Below are 16660 nucleotides of genomic sequence, written 5' to 3' on the forward strand. Positions count from 1 at the left end.
TCAAATGATACTTTCCCGGGCGATTGCTTCCGTTGTCGGGGGCTGGCACACCTGAAGAACATCATATAGCTTTTCTATCTGACGGGTGAGCATCTCAACAGGTCGCTCACCGGAGACATCAAGTGCAGCAGAAACCATTTTCCCACACTCGGAGCTGCTCATGGATAGGCTCTCGAGATCAAATCCCCGGTGTCTGATTACCCGCAGGAGTCTCTCCATCACCTCTGGTTTTTTATGACACTGGATGGTCAGAGAGTAGTGGGTTTTGGAATCGCTCATGCTCTTGCCTCCATCATTTCGTGGTTGGCGGCGCCGGGTGGCACCAGGGGCCAGGCGTTTTCTCGCTCATCAATACAGACATGAAGCATTCTTGGTCCCGGAGCCAGAAGCATTTCTTCCAGGGCCGGGAGCACTTCATGTCGTTCGGTAATCATTCTGCCTTCAATGCCAAATGCATTGGCCAGCGTAACAAAATCAGGATTGTCCGAAAGGTCAGTTTCACTGTAGCGCTGGTCAAAGAAGAGTTCCTGCCATTGCTTCACCATGCCCAGCCGCTGGTTGTCGAGTAAGACAATTTTGATGGGGAGCTGTTTTCTTTTGATCGAAGCCAGCTCCTGCACATTCATCATGAAAGAGCCATCTCCGGAAACCAGTATCACATCGTCTTCCGGTCTTGAAATGGCCGCGCCTATCGCTGCCGGCAGACCAAAGCCCATGGTGCCAAGCCCGGCACTGGAGAGATGGTTGTTAGGATGAGAGAAGCTCATGTGCTGGGCTACCCACATCTGGTGCTGACCCACATCACAACTGATGACAGAATTCTCGCGGGAGGCTTCAGATAACTGTTTCAGAAGCAGAGGCGCAAAGATATCCTTACCGGGTTTGTCATAAACCCACTGGCTGGCAGCGCGGCTGGCTATACAGTGCTGTAACCAGTCACCCTTTTCTAAGGCGATGGTCAGGCTTTTGAGATTCTTCTTTAAGCAACCACCGAGGCTGACATCAGCCAGGCGACGCTTACCAAATTCTGCCGGGTCAATATCGAGATGGATGACTTTCGCATCGGGTGCAAAGCTCTCAAGCCTGCCTGTGACCCGGTCATCAAAGCGGGCTCCGATGGCTATCAGCAAGTCGCATTCCTGCACTGCCAGATTGGCAGCCCGGGTCCCATGCATACCCAGCATACCAAGGTAGCCCTGATCCTCAGGACAAACCGCTCCGATACCTTTCAAAGTACAAACACTGGGAAGACAGGTTTCTGTCAGGAATGTTCTGAGTTCGTTTACCGCATCAGCCATGCCTGCTCCACCACCGATATAAGCAAGAGGCTTGTTGCTCTTGCGGAGCAATGAGAGGGCTGTATCAATCTTGTCATAACTTTCGGCAGCTCTCTCTTCTATCACGTTGAGCGGTGGTGCATAGTGAGCTTCTGCTTGCTGAATATCTTTTGGCAGGTCAACCAGAACAGGACCCGGGCGGCCAGATTGAGCCAGATCGAAAGCTTTGTTCAGGGTTTCGCAGATATCATTCGGGTCCGTCACCAGAAAGCTGTGCTTGGTGCAACCCAGTGTCATACCCAGAATATCGATTTCCTGGAAGGCATCCGTTCCCATCATGGCAACAGGCACCTGACCTGTAATGGCTACCAGAGGGATGGAGTCCAGCATGGCGTCAGATAAAGCGGTGATCAGGTTGGTTGCGCCAGGACCGGAAGTAGCAATACAGACTCCGGTTTTGCCACTGGCTCTGGCATAGCCAATAGCAGCGAAAGCGGCTCCCTGTTCATGTCTGCAAAGAAGGTGCTCAATATTGGAATCCAGAAGGGCGTCATACACTGGCATAATTGTGCCACCGGGATAACCGAAAACATGCCGGACTCCGCGTTGGGTAAGATTTCTTACCAGTACATTAGCGCCGTTCATGGGGTTGACCTCGCCCGGGATGAACTTCAGACTTGATGCGAACAGGCTTGCCAGTGTTCAACTCAAACCATTGCTGCGCAAAGAAAAATACGGCAACAGGGAGGATAATCAGCAGCAGTTCAGGAAGGCTGATGACTGCCGCAGTGGCCAGACTCAGAATAGCAAGAATCAGTTTGTTGTTTACGTTTAGCATGGTTCTATCCTCTCTGTTTGGAGTTTTTATCTTGTTTATACTTGCCGGGTTTTTAGGCCCCAAATACGAAAAAACCCCCCGAACCTTTCGGTGCGGGGGGTTCCTCGAAACTCTGATCTGTCAGCCAACAGACCCCCGCGCAGAGACGATAATCACCACGACTGGTAGCAGAATGATGTTGCTTATGGGGTTGGTTTTCATGGCTGACAAATACATATCAAGTTATTTAACGTGTTGTCAGGTATAACACACGCAGTCAGCATCTACCAGAAAAAAATAAAATCTCGGAAAGGTGGCAGAGCCAGTGAGGCAGAGTGTCCTCACTGGTAAATCCTCAGAAAGGCTGGTTAATAAATATGCGAAGCCGGTTGTCTTCTTTGCTGCTGGCGATTTCAGTTCTTACAGTGACACCTTCCACCTTAAAGCGGATACCACCGCCCACGCTGTATTTCATATCGGTGTGAAGTTCTCTCAGGTCGAAGTCGTCAGCAACGCGGCCAGCATCAACAAACAGGGTCCATTGCCACCAGGGAATATCGTACAGAGGTCCGATGACAGCTAGATTCTCAAGTGGCTGCCAGAGAGGAACTGCCCGGTACTCCAGACTATAAGACACTGCTGATCGGCCATGAAAACGCTCAGTGTTGTAACCTCTCAGCTTATCCCAGCCGCCCAGAGAGACTCCGGCAAAAGAAGGGGGGCGCTTGTACTCCTCTACGCCGTTGACATCGGTAGTGTCGTTCCAGGTAGGCGTATCAGCCAGCCAGGCGTTCAAGGCGATGACCTGCTGGTCAAGATAGTCATTGCTACCCAGGTTAAAGAACTTGCTGAACTCAAATTGCCAGGTTGTCCAGTCGGCACGGCTTTCGCTACCCCAGTCCCTGGTGTAGGTGAAGGTTGTCTGACTGCCCCGGGTCGGCAATTGACTGGCGTTACGATTGTCATAATCCAGAGTAAGCCTGATACCGGCAGCTTCGTCTGCAGAATCTGTCGAGTGGTCTTCAAGTTTCACACTTTCGTAAAAAGGCTGAATGTCGAAAGAGCTGATACCGGATATCAGAGGGTTCCAGACTTTACCCGCAGCGGCATTGCCCAGTGCATCCTGTTTCAGGCTGGACAGTGCACCGTTTCGACCTTCTGCAATAGGAAAAATGTATTTGAAACGGACTGAATAGCTTTGTTCAATACTGCCAGGGGTTATGAAGTTTTCCTTACTCGACTCATTGCTGCCGGGTTGCTCTCCGGAAAAGTCAGGGTTGCCGGGCAAATAATATCTGGACTGTGTGTAATCACCATAAAGCCCATTGACACTCACCAGCATCTGATCAAAACCGGGAATGATGAGATTATAAAGACCGGCATAGGCCATCGCGGAACCATTGCTGGAGGCAATGGCGGTTCCGAACAGAGAGGCCTGTGGTTGTCCAATGCCTTTGATAAGTCCGGCACCACCCAAGGCGGTGCCCCAGTCTTCAGAACTGAACAGGAAGGGGATTCCGGCAAAATCGAATTCTTCACTTGCAGGCGTCGCAGCAAACGCGCTTTGAAGCCCGGCAGTCAAGAGTAAAGAAGCTCCAACAAGCTTTGTTTTTTGTCCGCGTTGGGTATTGTTGCGCATTGTGTGTGCAGCAGATCCTTAAGGTAATGCGCTATTTTCTAATTGGTTCCAACGTTCTGGAATAAGAGGTTGTGCCTATTGACCTGCTGAACTTTGGATTATGCAGTCGACCCTCTCTCAGTATGATAAAAAAATCTGAGTTGACAGTTAGTTACCCTGATAATGTTCTGGCCAGCTCGTAGTTTGTTTCACACTGAAGTGTTCTGATTTACCTGAGTTCTTGTTGAGGCCGACCACCATAGCTAGCCGTGACCTTGATACGATAGACATCGCCAGCATCAACCGTTAATAAATGATCAGGGTCATAGATTTCGACCAAAGTCGGGTCTTCATCCGCATCTTTCAACCACTTAAATTGGGCAAGCTTGTCAGAGTGTTGATTACTTTTTACCTCGAAAAGCAGGATGGACGGATCTATGTCACAGTAGGGCGCCTCCTGACGGTAATAAATATTCATGATTTTTTCGTTTCCTGCAGTGGTTTGCACAGACCACGGCGAGACATGGTCAATGCATTCTCTTGGAACTCCCGTAGTCACTGTGAAAGTATCCTCGCCGCCTCCCTGTATGAATTCTATCTGTGCCTGACCAACGGAGAAGGCATTCATGGAGCAGAGCGATAACAAAACCATGATAAATGCTATCGTAACGGTTTGGTTTGCATTTTGCCTCGACATAATTAAATCTCCGGTTGCATTGCTGCAGCCTGTATTCTAGAACACCCTGACGTTTGTGCGAGCATAAATGGTTAATGTTGGAAACAGTCAAGCATAAGGTGGATAGCATCTTGTTTCTTCATAATTTACAGACTGAGCATCGTCACAAATCCTGACTTTAATATTGTCGCTAACATATTGTCGCTACCGTCAATTGATAATAATCCGTATTCATCAATACAATGCCTGAATCGAATCAGGAAAGGCTCATATGAACCTGAAAAAGCAGTTTCCCATTCTGGAACAGCATGCCCATGGCCATCCGTTGGTTTATTTGGATAATGCTGCCACTACCCAGAAACCTTTCCCGGTCATTGAAGCCATAGATCGCTTTTATCGGGAAGCCAATGCCAATGTACATCGTGCGTCACACTACCTGAGTGCTCGCTCAACCCATGCCTTTGAGGAAGCAAGGGAGGAGGTCAAGCATTTCCTGAATGCCGCCAGTTCTGACGAAATTATCTGGACGCGGGGCGCGACAGAAGCTCTCAATCTGGTCGCTCAAAGTTGGGGAAGAAGTCAGTTGCAGCCGGGCGATGAAATTCTGCTTTCGGCCATGGAGCATCATGCCAATATTGTGCCCTGGCAGCTGGTGGCCGAACAAACAGGCGCTGTGATCAAAGTCATCAGTGTCACCAGGCAGGGAGAACTTGATAGCAAGAGTTTTCGCGAACAGTTGACGGACAGAACCAGGATTCTTGTTATTACCCATGTCTCCAACGCGATTGGAACAGTGAACCCGCTTCAAACGCTTATTCCTGAAGCCAAAGCCAGGGGCGCATTGGTGTTGGTGGATGGCGCCCAGGCAGTGGCGCATTCTGCTATTGACGTACAGAAACTTAACTGTGACTTCTATGTTTTTTCCGGCCATAAAGTATTTGGCCCAACCGGTATCGGTGTTTTATACGGTCGTAAAGCCTTACTGGAAGACATGCCACCCTGGCAGGCCGGGGGAGAAATGATTCGGCGGGTCAGTTTCAGCGGCACTTCGTTCAACGACTTACCCTTCAAATTCGAAGCGGGTACTCCCAATGTGTCGGGCGTGATCGGACTCGGGGAAGCCATCCGTTTTTTGAGGTCACTGGATATGGGACAGATTGCTGAGCATGAAGACAGGCTGAGAAGAAAAACGGAAGCTGGTTTGAGAAAAATTCCCGGAGTCACTTTGGTGGGGGAAGCCAGAGAGAAAGTGTCTGTCGTCTCTTTTGTAGTCGAAGGGTTTCACAATCAGGATATTGGTCTATTGCTGGATCAACAGGGTATTGCCGTAAGGACTGGCCATCATTGCACCATGCCGTTGATGGAGCATCTGGGATTGTCAGGAACCGTCAGAGCTTCTTTTTCTCTCTATAACACACTTGCTGATGTGGATGCCTTCCTGTTAGCGCTGACCCGTATTGTGAACGGCGAGTTTGATGCTTCTCCCCTGAGCAAAGAGATTAAAGCCGATTCAGCCTTCTTCAACCAGCTTGAAGGTGAGCATGTTGCCGAGTTTACGAAAAATCAGATTTTCCAGACAATCACCAATGCCCGAAGCTGGCAGGAAAAGTACCTTCATATTATGCTGCTTGGCAAGAAACTGCCTTCTCTGCCAGAAACGATGAGAACCGAAGAGTCACGACTTCATGGCTGTGAAAGTACCGTCTGGTTGCATCATTTTTATGACGAGCAGTCCATGAAGCTGTTCTTCGCTGCGGATTCTGATGCCCGAGTGATCAGGGGGCTCATCGCTATCGTGATTTCCGTCTTTAATGGTTGTACACCAAAAGACATCAGTCGTTTTGATATCGATGGATGGTTTGCCAGTCTGGACCTGTACAACCATCTGAGCCCATCACGGGGCAATGGGCTGAGGGCGATTATAGAAGAGATCAGATCTATTGCTCACCGGTTTGAATAACGGTATCTGTCTTTGCCCACCAGGCTGCAAGAACAGAGCCTGTGATGTTATGCCAGATGCTGAAGAATGTAGCCGGCAGAGCAGCGGTAGGCATAAAGAATTTGGTAGCCAGTACAACAGCCAGACCGGAGTTCTGCATCCCGACTTCAATGGCGACGGTCTTGCAGGTTTTCCGGTCAAAGCCTGACAGGTACGCTGCCAGATAACCCAGACTCAGTCCTGTGCCATTGTGCAAAGCCACTGCCAGAATAGTAATGAGTCCAATTTCTGGCAGCTCCTGAGCATTAGACGCCACGACCACGGCAATGACCAGAAGGATGCTAGCCATGGAACAGAGTGGAAACAGAGGGCTCAGTTTTTGCACGAAACCATCGCAGAAATGGTTGATCAGAACCCCCAGAGCCACCGGTAAAACAACTATCCTGGCCAGGCTCCACATCATTGCCAGTGGTTCCACTTCAATATACTGGTGAGCAAGAAGACTGATTAACAGGGGAGTAACGAAAGCGCCTATCAGAGTTGATGCAGCGGTCATTGAAATGGACAGTGCAACATCTCCCCTGGCCAGATAACACAGCACGTTAGAAGCGGTCCCCCCGGCAACACTGCCAGCCAGAATCATGCCTATTGTCAAATCCACGGGAAGACTCAGAAGTTGTGCAATCAATAACCCGGCAAAAGGCATGATACCGAATTGCAGAATCACTCCAGCAGAGAGCGCGGGTAAACGATTTTTGATTCGGGCGAAGTCGGTCACTGATAAGGTCAGTCCCATAAACAACATGATCAGGCTGAGTCCCGGAGTAATCAGGTAACCAAGGTGGTCAAAGCCCTCTGGGAAGGAATAAGCGAGGGCCGAAAAGATAACCGCCCATAAAGGAAAAAGTCGTGTCATCGTATTCAAAAGCATGAAGGATTTTTCCACGCCAACCGTTAATCATTGGCAGCTAAAGATTTTCTTGAGTCGCTAGATAAATCTTAAACCAATGTGAACCCGGGTGACAGACCACTCAGAGCAAGTTGAGTAACAGAGGGAGCATTGAAACCGACAATCTGTTTTTGCTGCAAGCTGCTTAGTCTGGCAATGAGTAAAAACCGGATTGTCGTTGATCAGGAGTAAATCAATAACGATAAAGCAGGAGCTTAACTCCTATGGCCATCAGTTTTGAAGCTGCGTTGGGTGTTCATCCCCGGGCTCTGGCGTTTCGGGGAGTCCGTGCTGAAGTGATTGCCGGAAACCTGGCAAACATTGATACACCGGGATTTAAAGCCCGGGATGTAGAGTTTAAAACCATCTTGAATGGGCAGCTTTCCGGAGATGCCACCACCGACGGCAGGCATCTGGACATGCCACCCACTGGGCAAAACAATTCAATGTTGTATCGCATTCCATTCCATCAAACTACTGATGGCAACTCGGTAGAATTGGGCGTTGAGCAGGCATACTTCTCTCAGAATGCCATGGACTTTCAAACCAGTCTTATTTTTCTCCGTAAAAAGCTTGGCTCCCTTGAGCAGGCTATTAAGGGGGGTCGATAAATGAAACTGGACAACCTCTATGAAATATCCGGTTCGGCATTGAATGCCCAGATGGTTCGTCTGAATACCATTGCCAGTAATCTGGCTAATATCTCCAGTGCAGGCAGCACTGCTGAAGAAGCTTACCGCCCTGTTAAACCCGTTTTTTCTGCCATTTACAAGCAGGCTGTTGGAGAAAATAGAGGAGCTGCCCTGGTGCAGGTTGATGATGTTTTGGAAATGCCACCCAGTGCCAAAAATAAACGATACGAACCTGATAACCCTCTGGCTGACAAGGAGGGTTACGTTTTCTATCCCGACATCAATGTGATGCAGGAAATGGCTGACATGCTGTCGGCCACTCGCAGCTACCAGAGCAGTATGGAAGTTATGGTCAGCGCCAAGAAATTACAGCAACGACTGCTGTCGCTTGGTGAGTAAAAAGGAGAACTATGACAGGCATTAATTCGGTCTCATCAGGCAGCAGCGTTAACGCTGTGAACAATGACAGCAGAACGCTACAGGTCAACCAGGATCAGTTTATCGAACTGTTCATCGCACAATTGAACAACCAGGACCCGTTGGCGCCGATGGACACCAACCAGATGCTGACACAGCTTTCGCAAATATCCTCTGTTGAAAGTCTCAACTCTATTGATGATCGAATTGGTGGTCTGACCAGTTCACTTCAGCAGTCCCAGTCTCTGGGGGCAGCCGGACTGGTAGGGAAAGAAGTCTGGGTTGACTCCAATAGCCTGTCGATAGAAGAGGAAGGTCAATACAGCGGGAAAACCGAGTTGCAGGTTAATGCTTCGGACGTTCTTATTCGGGTTTATACGCCGGATGGTAGTCTGGTTCAGTCCAAATCACTGGGACAACAGTCGGCAGGCATTATTCCATTCACTCTGGATGATCTTGCTCCCGGGCAATACACGGTCACTGCGACCGGAGTCAATGGTAATGAAGCCTATAGCGGTAAGTTGTCTATGAAATCTACGGTCACCGGTATCAATATGACCAGTTCCGGAAGTGAATTAAGGCTTGAAGGCATGGGATCTGTACCACTGTCTTCTATCTCAACAATTGGCAAATAAGACTGTCAGGGAGGGTGGAGAATGTCGTTTAGAATCGGGTTGACCGGATTAAATGCTGCACAGCAGGATCTGGAAATAGTCAGTAATAATATTGCCAACAGTAATACCATTGGCTTTAAAGGGTCCCGTGCAGAATTTTCTGATGTTTATGCCTCTTCGATAGGTAGTGGTAATGGTCAGGTGGCAGGTGTTGAGGTGGCATCTATCAGTCAGCAGTTCTCACAGGGCAGTATCACTTCAACAGATAATGCGCTTGATATGGCGGTTAATGGTCAGGGTTTTTTTGTCGTGAATGACAATGGCCAAATGAATTACACAAGAGCCGGTTTCTTTCAGTTAGATGCCAATAATAATGTGGTCAATAATAAGGGCCTGAGGCTTCAGGGGTATTCAGCGGATGCATCAGGCAACGTACTGGCCGGTACCCAGACTGACCTGAAAATCAACCAGACCTCTATACCCGCTCAGGCAACTACCGATGTGGTGACGCTTGCCAATCTGGATGCCAGAACGGATGCCATTACGCCTGCTGTGGCAATAGACCCAACCAACCGGTCTACCTTTAATTCCACCATGGCATTTAATGTTAATGACAGTCTGGGTGGATCGCACACCGTCAGTATGTATTTTGCAAAAACTGCAGATAACGCCTGGAACATTGAATATTATTTTGATGGGCAGGGGCCGGACCTGACTCAGCCGGTCACATTTAATAACGATGGAACCCTGGCAACCCCTGTTGGCGGCGCGGTCACTCTGGGTATTCCAGCCGGGGATGCCCGGCTGTCCGGTGCTGACGCGATGAGCTTCAACATCGATTTTTCAGATTTCACTCAGTTGGGCACTGACTCATCGGTAAACCGGGTCACCCAGAATGGTTTTCCTCCGGGCTCACTCAACGGTATTCAGATTACTGCTGACGGTATTCTTCAGGCGCTTTACTCCAACGGACAAACCCAGGTTCAGGGGCAGATCGTTCTGGCCGATTTTGCTAACGACAGTGGTTTGATTCCAATAGGGGACAGCCTCTGGCAGTCAAGCTTTGCTTCAGGTAATGCTGCTTTGGGTATTCCGGGAGCGGGTGTTATGGGTTCCCTGGAGTCAGGAGCACTGGAACAATCCAATGTCGACATCTCTTTGCAACTGGTGCGTTTGATTGAGGCCCAGAGTAACTATCAGGCCAATGCCAAAACCATTGAAACCAGTAACAACCTTACTCAGGCACTGATGAATATTATCTGATGGATAAAGTTCTATATATCAGCACAGCCGGAGCCAATCTGGCCATGCAAGCCCAGCAGGTACATGCCAATAATCTGGCTAATGTCTCTACCCCCGGATTCCGCCGGGACTTTGTTAGCAGTATGGCCGTGGAAATGAAGGGTGATGGCCTTGAAGCCCGGGTGATGCCGAAAATGCGAGGACTCGGTAGTCGTTTTGCCAGCGGTGCAATGGAGACTACCGGTCGTGCAATGGATGTTGCGATCAGTGGCAGTGGCTGGTTTGCAGTCCAGGGCAGTGATGGCAATGAAGCTTATACCCGAGCCGGACAGTTAAAAATAGATGACGAAGGTAACGTACTGACCGCCCAGGGGTATGCCGTTATCGGAGATGGCGGGCCTCTTCAGTTACCGGATAATCAGTCTGTCTCCTTTGGTGTAGACGGCACGATAAGTATTGTACCTGCTGAGGGCGGCAATCCTGTTCAGGTGGGCCAGTTAAAGCTGGTGAACCCGACTATTACAGAAATTACCAAAGGCGCAGACGGGCTTTTTCGTTCGATTGAGGGTGGAGAGCTGGAGGCGGATCCGGAAGTCAGGTTACGAAGCGGTTTTCTTGAAGGCAGTAATGTTAATGCTCTGGAAGAAATGGTGTCGTTTTTAAGCCTCAGCCGACAGTTTGAGGCCCAGATGAAGCTGATGAAAACCGCTGGCGACATGGCTTCTGCAGGTGACCGTTTAGTCAGAGATCAGTAACTGACAGCAGATAACAACTTATAGCTCAGAGGATGAGTCTATGAATCCCTCATTATGGGTCAGTAAAACTGGGCTGGCTGCTCAGGAAAAGCAGATGGCCATCATTTCCAACAACCTGGCCAACGTCAATACCATCGGTTTTAAACGGGATCGGGCCAGCTTTGAAGATCTCTTTTATCACATTGGAAAACAGCCGGGGGCGCTGTCAGACCAGGACAACGAATTGCCTTCCGGCCTGCAGATAGGAACCGGCGTAAAAATTACCGGAACCCAGAAAGTGTTTACTCCCGGTAGTTATGAAACCACGAAACAGGCACTGGATGTGGCGATCATCGGGAATGGTTTTTTTCAGTTTACTCAACCTGATGGAACCGCTGCATTCTCCAGAAATGGTCAGTTTCATCTGAATGGAGATGGTCAAATAGTGAACGCCAGTGGTTTGCCCCTGGAGCCTGGCATTACCCTGCCCGCTGACGCTACCGGAATCAGTATCAGTGAAGATGGCATTGTTATGGCAACCATTCAGGGGCAGGTTGAACCGACAGAAATAGGCCAGATCACCGTTGTTAATTTTGTTAATCCGGCTGGCCTGGTGGCTCTGGGGGGGAATCTGTACCTGCAATCCAACGCCAGTGGTGATCCGGTAGAAGGCACTGCGGGTGAGGGAGGTCTGGGCTCGCTGAAACAGTTTACTCTGGAAACATCCAATGTCAGCTCAGTGGAAGAGTTGGTCAATATGATATCAGCACAACGGGCCTATGAAATGAATTCCAAGGTCATCGCAGCGGCTGATGAAATGATGCAGTTTGTTAACCAGACTCTTTAACAGGGCTGGATAGAGGGCAGGGAATGAGACTTCTGTGTTTTATAGCTATTTTTATGTTGTTGGGTTGTTCGACTGCACCCCGTCAGGGGGACACCCGATCTGCTGGTAATCAACAGCAAGTGACAGAGCGTCCTGAACCTGAAGCGGAAAAAATGGCTCTCGAAAAAGTGGCCTTTCAAAAGGGGAACTCTTACAACGAAGCTGTTTATCCCAACGGCAGTCTGTTTAATGCCAACTACGGGTATTTTATGTTCTCCGACCGTCGTGCCTATCGGTTGGGCGATATTCTTACCATCGAGCTGGAAGGTACCACGAATATCAGCATGAGTGGTTTAAGTAATGTCAACAAAAATAATGCCATCAGCATTCCTGATCCCACTCTGCTTGGTAAAAGCAGTGCATCGATTCTTGGCGGGGGCAGATCTCTGGCCTTTGAAATTCAGCCTTCCAGAACTTACGGAGGCAATACTTCCGCCAGTCGTGGTAATAGCCTGAAAGGTAATATTGCCGTGAAGGTGGTCGAGGTTTTCAACAATGGCACCCTCAGGGTCGAGGGAGAAAAATGGCTGACCATCAATTCGGGTAAAGAGCTGATCAAGATCAGCGGGCTGGTCCGGCCGGAAGATATCAAAACGGATAACAAGGTTTCGTCTGAGCGACTGGCGGAAGCAAAAATTGATTACGTGGCATTAGGCATTAACTCAGATGCCCATGAACCAGGCTGGGTGAGCAAGATGCTTAACAGTCCATGGTTTCCATTTTGACAGGGGTCATTATGTCTTCAACGCGATGGGGAATCATTTTTCTTATGCTCGTTGTGGCAGGTAATGCCAGTGCCCGTCGTTTATTGGATATGGTGGATGTTGAAGGTGTCAGAAATAATCAGCTGATTGGTTACGGTCTGGTGGTGGGGCTTGATGGCACCGGAGATAAATCAGCGTTTACCAAACAATCACTGGTGAACATGCTGAGAGAGTTTGGATTAACCATCAGCAGTTCTGATGTGAATTCAAAAAATATTGCAGCAGTCACCGTCCATGCCAGCTTGCCTCCGTTTGCCCGTCCGGGTCAGAAAATCGATGTAACCGTTTCTTCTATTGGTGATGCCAAGAGCCTCAGAGGTGGAACTCTGCTGCTGACACCGATGAAAGGTATTAATGGCGAGGTGTTTGCAGTGGCCCAGGGCAGTCTGATTGTGGGCGGAGTTTCTGCTCAGGGTTTGGCAGGAACGGCGGATGCTCCGGTCGCTGGTAGCCTTATACAGATTAACAGTACTAACGCCGGTCGCATTCCCGGAGGTGCATTGGTTGAACGTTCAGTAAAGAGCGCCTTCAACTTTGGGGAACAGCTGGTACTGAATTTAAAAGAACCCAGTTATACCAATGCTCGCAGGGTAGTGACGGCCATTAATAATCACTTTGGCCCCAAAGTCGCCAACGCCAGTAATGGTGTCTCTATTCTGGTTTCGGCTCCCAAAGACAGTAGCCAGCGGGTGGCCTTTATGTCCATGCTCGAAGGGCTGAATGTTGAAACGGCAGATCCTGCGGCACGTATTATTTTCAATTCCAGAACAGGCACTGTGGTTATGGGCGAGCATGTTCGTGTTCGTCCGGCTGCAGTCAGTCATGGCAACCTGGTCGTCAAAGTCCGGCAGGCAACTTCGGTATCACAGCCTGGTGCATTCTCTCAGGGAGGAGGCACAGAAGTCATATTAAACAGTGATGTGACAATAGAAGAGCAGAATGCCGCTATCTATATGGTTAAGGAAGGAGTCACTTTGCAGGAAGTGGTCATGGCTATTAACGGTGTCGGGGCGACACCCACAGATTTGATGTCAATTCTTGAGGCGCTCAAAGCAGCCGGGGCGTTGGAAGCCGAATTAATTGTGATTTAAATAGAATTTACGATAAGGGCGTTCGATATGGATATTGGCAGCACTCTGTCGGCTAAACATCTGGCCGGTATTTATCAGCCGGACTCCGGTCAGGGGAAAGCTCCCGAGGATTTGAAAGAAGCAGCAGAAGCCTTTGAAGCCATATTTGTTAACGAATTACTCAAGAGTATGCGCAGGGCCAATGAAGCGATGATGAGCAGCTCAGACTTGCCGACGTCGGGCAAGGATGTGCAGTTTTTTCAGTCAATGTTTGACAGCCAGATTGCCGGACATCTGGGTAAAGAAGGCGGGCTGGGTATCGCTGAGGCTTTAATAAGGCAGTTGGGTGATAAAGACGACTGGCTTGATGCTGAACCTTAATCGGGGTAGATGACATGAGTCTGACGCAGATAGGTATTTCTGGATTACAGGCCAGCCAGGCGTCGCTTAATGTCGCCAGCAATAATATTGCCAATGCCGAAACAGAAGGCTATAGCCGTCAAAGGGTTTACTGGTACCCGACTTACACTTTGCATCCGGGAATCGGTACCAAGGGAACCGGTGTTAATGCATCCAGTGTCGAGCGAATAGCCAATAGTTTTCTTACTGCCCAGATGTGGGAGAGCCAATCTCTGGCAGAAAAAACAGCCACTTTTTCAGAATACATCAATTCGCTGGACCAGTGGTTGGGCGATGACAGCACCTCTCTTACCTCAGGCCTTGAGAGTTTCTTTACGACGCTCAATGGCGCAACGGTTGATCCTTATTCCAGTGCTGCCAGGCAGGTCATACTCAGCGAAAGTAATAAACTGGCTCAGCAGTTTACGACACTGAATAACCAAATTGCGGGTCATCAGGGGCTGGTCGGGCGGCAGCTGGAGGCTGCGGTGGCAGAAGCGAATGGTTTGCTGGCAAATATTGTCGGCTTTAATGACCAGCTGAAGAAGATCAGTGCCAGTGGTGAGGCTGCTAACGAGATGTTTGACCAGCGGGATCTGGCCGTCAAAGAATTATCAAAGCTGATGGGCATCAATGTTCTGGAGCAGTCAGATGGCAGTATTAATATTTATCTGAAATCAGGGCAGCCACTGCTGGTTGGTGATCAGAGAAACAACCTGAATGTGAGCGGATCAGCCAGCAACCCTGATGGCTTTTCATTGGAGTTTGAAAGTGATTCTGCCTCTCTAAAGGTACACGGTGATCCGGGAGGCAGCATTGGTGGCATGCTGAATTACCAGAATGGCACTTTAACACAGGCTCAAAATGAGATTGGGCGCCTGGCAGTAGTCATATCATCGACGATCAATGCCCAGCTTCGACTTGGGGAAGATGTTAATGGCAACGCCGGTGTCGACCTTTTTTCTGATCTGACAAATCCTGCCAGTGGTATATTTTCCCTGGACGTTGTCTCTACCGCAGTGTCTGATATGAGAATTACGGATAGTTCCCAAGTCAAAGCCAGCGACTATGATCTGCGGGTAGATAACACCGGCAACTATGTTATTACCCGTTTGAACGACGGGGTTCAATTCAGTGGCAGCTTATCCGGTGCCGGTACCGATACCCTGAACTTTGATGGTGTTGAAATTGATATCGACGGCACCGCTACTGACCAGGCTTACCGGTTGTCACCGGTGCGTTATGGTGCCAGAGATCTTGATGCGGTTCTGACGGAACCTTTTGCTCTGGCTCTGGCAGCACCAGGTGGCGGCGTGGCCGATAATTCAAACTTGCAGACAATTATTCAGCTTCAGAATGATGCTCTGATAGAAGGGCAAAGTAGTCTGACTGAAAGCTATACCCGGTTTATTGGCGATATTGCGGTACAGACTTCTCAGGCGAAAACAGAAGCCGATGGGGGTAAAAAGCTGTTTGAGCAGGCTGAAGCGAGCCGAAATGCTTATAGCGGTGTCAATCTGGATGAAGAAGCCGCCAACCTTCTGCGCTTTCAGCAACTTTACAGTGCCAATGCTCAGGTAATTTCAGTGGCCCGGCAGACATTTGATTCATTGCTGAGAATGTTCTGATTAAAACAGGAAGCCGAAAACATGCGTATCAGCAGCATCAATTTCAATAATATTATGCTCAGGGCTATGCAGGACGGTATGGCCAGACTGGCTGTAACCACTGACCAGATGGCAAGCGGAAAGCGTATCTTGCAACCATCAGATGACTCCGTTGACACAGTAAAAATTCTTCAGATCAATAATGAATTAACGGCAATAGGACAGTATGAAGATAATATTGATTCGGCGAGGAGAATGCTGCAACAGCAAGATGTTTTGTACAGTGGAATGACTGAGCAACTGCGGCGTGCCAGAGACATTATTTTGCAGTCCAGCAACGGAACCCTGACTGATCAGGACTATGTGCCACTGGCAGAGGAGCTGGATACGGTCAGTAAGTCTCTGTTAAGCCTGGCCAATTATCAGCAGGCAGACGGGCAATATATTTTCTCCGGAACCCTGAGCACCCAGAAGCCTGTTGATGAAGTCGCTGGTGATTATTCATACTATGGCAATAATAACCTTCGCCAGGTCAATATCAGCGGCTCTGCCCAGATACCGGTTAATGAGCCGGGAGAAAATCTGTTTTTTGACCCAACCGCTACACCACCAACGGACAGTGTCTTTGATGCTCTGTCTGATGCAGTGGATGAACTGAGAAGCCCTGTGAGTTTAAACACCGTTCTTTCTGACGCATTGACATGGATTGACGACACTCTGGACAGGATAGGGATCGCCCAGACCAAGGCTGGCAGTAATCAGAGTGTGCTTGACCGGGTGGGTGAAAGCCATGCCGATATCAAACTCATGCTGGAAAAACTTCATTCATCCCTTGAAGATATTGATATGACAAAGGCTGCTACCGATCTGGCTCAGCAGCAGACCCTGCTCAATGCCAGTCAGCAGGTTTATGCCAACATCAAGCAGTTGTCTCTGTTCAATTATTTCTGACGGGCCATGGGCAAAAAAAAATCCTCATTTCAGGGGATTTTAATATTTTTTGACACCTTGCCGATTGG

18 protein-coding genes are annotated in these 16660 nt (G+C 49.1%); 12 read left to right on the plus strand and 6 right to left on the minus strand.

What is annotated here, in order from left to right:
* From ilvM to ACO6V5_RS24270, 5 genes are all read right to left on the minus strand, one after another.
* Positions 1–279 (minus strand): acetolactate synthase 2 small subunit, encoded by a 279-nt coding sequence (gene ilvM / locus ACO6V5_RS24250; RefSeq protein WP_422135179.1) that lies wholly within the window; start codon positions 277–279, stop codon positions 1–3.
* A complete protein-coding gene (ilvG, locus tag ACO6V5_RS24255; RefSeq protein ID WP_422413423.1) occupies positions 276–1922 on the minus strand; it encodes an acetolactate synthase 2 catalytic subunit in 1647 nt (548 codons plus the stop codon). The genes ilvM and ilvG overlap by 4 nt, the downstream gene beginning before the upstream one ends.
* Positions 1909–2115 carry a hypothetical protein gene (locus ACO6V5_RS24260; protein WP_422135177.1) on the minus strand — a complete coding sequence of 69 codons (207 nt, stop codon included), beginning with the start codon at positions 2113–2115 and terminating at the stop codon, positions 1909–1911. The genes ilvG and ACO6V5_RS24260 overlap by 14 nt, the downstream gene beginning before the upstream one ends.
* 334 nt (positions 2116–2449) lie before the next feature.
* Entirely contained in the window at positions 2450–3676 is a 1227-nt protein-coding gene (locus ACO6V5_RS24265; protein WP_422135176.1) for a BamA/TamA family outer membrane protein, read from the minus strand.
* A 265-nt stretch (positions 3677–3941) separates the two neighbouring features.
* Entirely contained in the window at positions 3942–4409 is a 468-nt protein-coding gene (locus ACO6V5_RS24270) for a hypothetical protein (protein ID WP_422135175.1), read from the minus strand.
* Positions 4410–4659: 250 nt separating this feature from the next.
* Here ACO6V5_RS24270 and ACO6V5_RS24275 point away from each other — a divergent pair, with 250 nt between their 5' ends.
* Positions 4660–6348, plus strand: a complete 1689-nt coding sequence (locus tag ACO6V5_RS24275; protein ID WP_422138817.1) for a SufS family cysteine desulfurase — start codon at positions 4660–4662, stop codon at positions 6346–6348.
* On the opposite strand, the gene ACO6V5_RS24280 is transcribed toward ACO6V5_RS24275, so the two are convergent.
* Positions 6326–7258 carry a bile acid:sodium symporter family protein gene (locus tag ACO6V5_RS24280; protein WP_422414089.1) on the minus strand — a complete coding sequence of 311 codons (933 nt, stop codon included), beginning with the start codon at positions 7256–7258 and terminating at the stop codon, positions 6326–6328. The genes ACO6V5_RS24275 and ACO6V5_RS24280 overlap by 23 nt on opposite strands.
* Before the next feature lie 242 nt (positions 7259–7500).
* On the opposite strand from ACO6V5_RS24280, the gene flgB reads away from it, so the two are divergent.
* Genes flgB through flgL form a run of 11 tightly spaced genes read left to right on the plus strand, consistent with a single transcriptional unit; the run spans position 7501 to position 16592 of the window.
* The gene (gene flgB, locus ACO6V5_RS24285; RefSeq protein ID WP_422135172.1) at positions 7501–7887 is read left to right on the plus strand and encodes a flagellar basal body rod protein FlgB; all 387 of its coding nucleotides are present in this window, start codon (positions 7501–7503) and stop codon (positions 7885–7887) included.
* A complete protein-coding gene (gene flgC, locus ACO6V5_RS24290; RefSeq protein ID WP_422135171.1) occupies positions 7888–8307 on the plus strand; it encodes a flagellar basal body rod protein FlgC in 420 nt (139 codons plus the stop codon). It begins immediately after the preceding gene.
* 11 nt (positions 8308–8318) lie between these two features.
* Positions 8319–8960: a flagellar hook assembly protein FlgD gene (locus ACO6V5_RS24295; protein ID WP_422413737.1), complete on the plus strand. Its 642-nt coding sequence runs from the start codon at positions 8319–8321 to the stop codon at positions 8958–8960.
* Between the two features lie 21 nt (positions 8961–8981).
* On the plus strand, positions 8982–10202 hold the full coding sequence (gene flgE / locus ACO6V5_RS24300; RefSeq protein ID WP_422135169.1) for a flagellar hook protein FlgE: 1221 nt from the start codon (positions 8982–8984) through the stop codon (positions 10200–10202).
* The gene (gene flgF, locus ACO6V5_RS24305) at positions 10202–10936 is read left to right on the plus strand and encodes a flagellar basal-body rod protein FlgF (protein WP_422135168.1); all 735 of its coding nucleotides are present in this window, start codon (positions 10202–10204) and stop codon (positions 10934–10936) included. Before flgE ends, flgF begins: the two co-directional genes overlap by 1 nt.
* 40 nt (positions 10937–10976) lie before the next feature.
* Positions 10977–11762, plus strand: coding sequence for a flagellar basal-body rod protein FlgG (gene flgG, locus ACO6V5_RS24310; protein ID WP_422135167.1), 786 nt, complete (start codon positions 10977–10979; stop codon positions 11760–11762).
* Between the two features lie 23 nt (positions 11763–11785).
* Entirely contained in the window at positions 11786–12526 is a 741-nt protein-coding gene (locus tag ACO6V5_RS24315; protein ID WP_422413740.1) for a flagellar basal body L-ring protein FlgH, read from the plus strand.
* Positions 12527–12537: 11 nt separating this feature from the next.
* The gene (locus ACO6V5_RS24320; RefSeq protein ID WP_422413742.1) at positions 12538–13656 is read left to right on the plus strand and encodes a flagellar basal body P-ring protein FlgI; all 1119 of its coding nucleotides are present in this window, start codon (positions 12538–12540) and stop codon (positions 13654–13656) included.
* A gap of 27 nt (positions 13657–13683) precedes the next feature.
* Positions 13684–14016: a rod-binding protein gene (locus ACO6V5_RS24325; protein ID WP_422413744.1), complete on the plus strand. Its 333-nt coding sequence runs from the start codon at positions 13684–13686 to the stop codon at positions 14014–14016.
* Between the two features lie 14 nt (positions 14017–14030).
* Complete coding sequence (gene flgK / locus ACO6V5_RS24330) at positions 14031–15662, plus strand: flagellar hook-associated protein FlgK (protein WP_422442509.1); 1632 nt, start codon at positions 14031–14033, stop codon at positions 15660–15662.
* Between the two features lie 21 nt (positions 15663–15683).
* On the plus strand, positions 15684–16592 hold the full coding sequence (gene flgL / locus ACO6V5_RS24335; protein ID WP_422412720.1) for a flagellar hook-associated protein FlgL: 909 nt from the start codon (positions 15684–15686) through the stop codon (positions 16590–16592).
* Positions 16593–16660: the final 68 nt, after the last annotated feature.

The organism is Endozoicomonas sp. ALD068 (genome assembly GCF_049310145.1).
In the GTDB taxonomy this organism is placed as follows: domain Bacteria; phylum Pseudomonadota; class Gammaproteobacteria; order Pseudomonadales; family Endozoicomonadaceae; genus Endozoicomonas_A.

What these genes read in the sequence shown, in the direction of transcription:
- ilvM (WP_422135179.1), bottom strand. Translation starts at nt 279, where the DNA reads ATGAGCGATTCCAAAACCCACTACTCTCTGACCATCCAGTGTCATAAA.
- ilvG (WP_422413423.1), bottom strand. Translation starts at nt 1,922, where the DNA reads ATGAACGGCGCTAATGTACTGGTAAGAAATCTTACCCAACGCGGAGTC.
- ACO6V5_RS24260 (WP_422135177.1), bottom strand. Translation starts at nt 2,115, where the DNA reads ATGCTAAACGTAAACAACAAACTGATTCTTGCTATTCTGAGTCTGGCC.
- ACO6V5_RS24270 (WP_422135175.1), bottom strand. Translation starts at nt 4,409, where the DNA reads ATGTCGAGGCAAAATGCAAACCAAACCGTTACGATAGCATTTATCATG.
- ACO6V5_RS24275 (WP_422138817.1), top strand. Translation starts at nt 4,660, where the DNA reads ATGAACCTGAAAAAGCAGTTTCCCATTCTGGAACAGCATGCCCATGGC.
- ACO6V5_RS24280 (WP_422414089.1), bottom strand. Translation starts at nt 7,258, where the DNA reads ATGCTTTTGAATACGATGACACGACTTTTTCCTTTATGGGCGGTTATC.
- flgB (WP_422135172.1), top strand. Translation starts at nt 7,501, where the DNA reads ATGGCCATCAGTTTTGAAGCTGCGTTGGGTGTTCATCCCCGGGCTCTG.
- flgC (WP_422135171.1), top strand. Translation starts at nt 7,888, where the DNA reads ATGAAACTGGACAACCTCTATGAAATATCCGGTTCGGCATTGAATGCC.
- ACO6V5_RS24295 (WP_422413737.1), top strand. Translation starts at nt 8,319, where the DNA reads ATGACAGGCATTAATTCGGTCTCATCAGGCAGCAGCGTTAACGCTGTG.
- flgE (WP_422135169.1), top strand. Translation starts at nt 8,982, where the DNA reads ATGTCGTTTAGAATCGGGTTGACCGGATTAAATGCTGCACAGCAGGAT.
- flgF (WP_422135168.1), top strand. Translation starts at nt 10,202, where the DNA reads ATGGATAAAGTTCTATATATCAGCACAGCCGGAGCCAATCTGGCCATG.
- flgG (WP_422135167.1), top strand. Translation starts at nt 10,977, where the DNA reads ATGAATCCCTCATTATGGGTCAGTAAAACTGGGCTGGCTGCTCAGGAA.
- ACO6V5_RS24315 (WP_422413740.1), top strand. Translation starts at nt 11,786, where the DNA reads ATGAGACTTCTGTGTTTTATAGCTATTTTTATGTTGTTGGGTTGTTCG.
- ACO6V5_RS24320 (WP_422413742.1), top strand. Translation starts at nt 12,538, where the DNA reads ATGTCTTCAACGCGATGGGGAATCATTTTTCTTATGCTCGTTGTGGCA.
- ACO6V5_RS24325 (WP_422413744.1), top strand. Translation starts at nt 13,684, where the DNA reads ATGGATATTGGCAGCACTCTGTCGGCTAAACATCTGGCCGGTATTTAT.
- flgK (WP_422442509.1), top strand. Translation starts at nt 14,031, where the DNA reads ATGAGTCTGACGCAGATAGGTATTTCTGGATTACAGGCCAGCCAGGCG.
- flgL (WP_422412720.1), top strand. Translation starts at nt 15,684, where the DNA reads ATGCGTATCAGCAGCATCAATTTCAATAATATTATGCTCAGGGCTATG.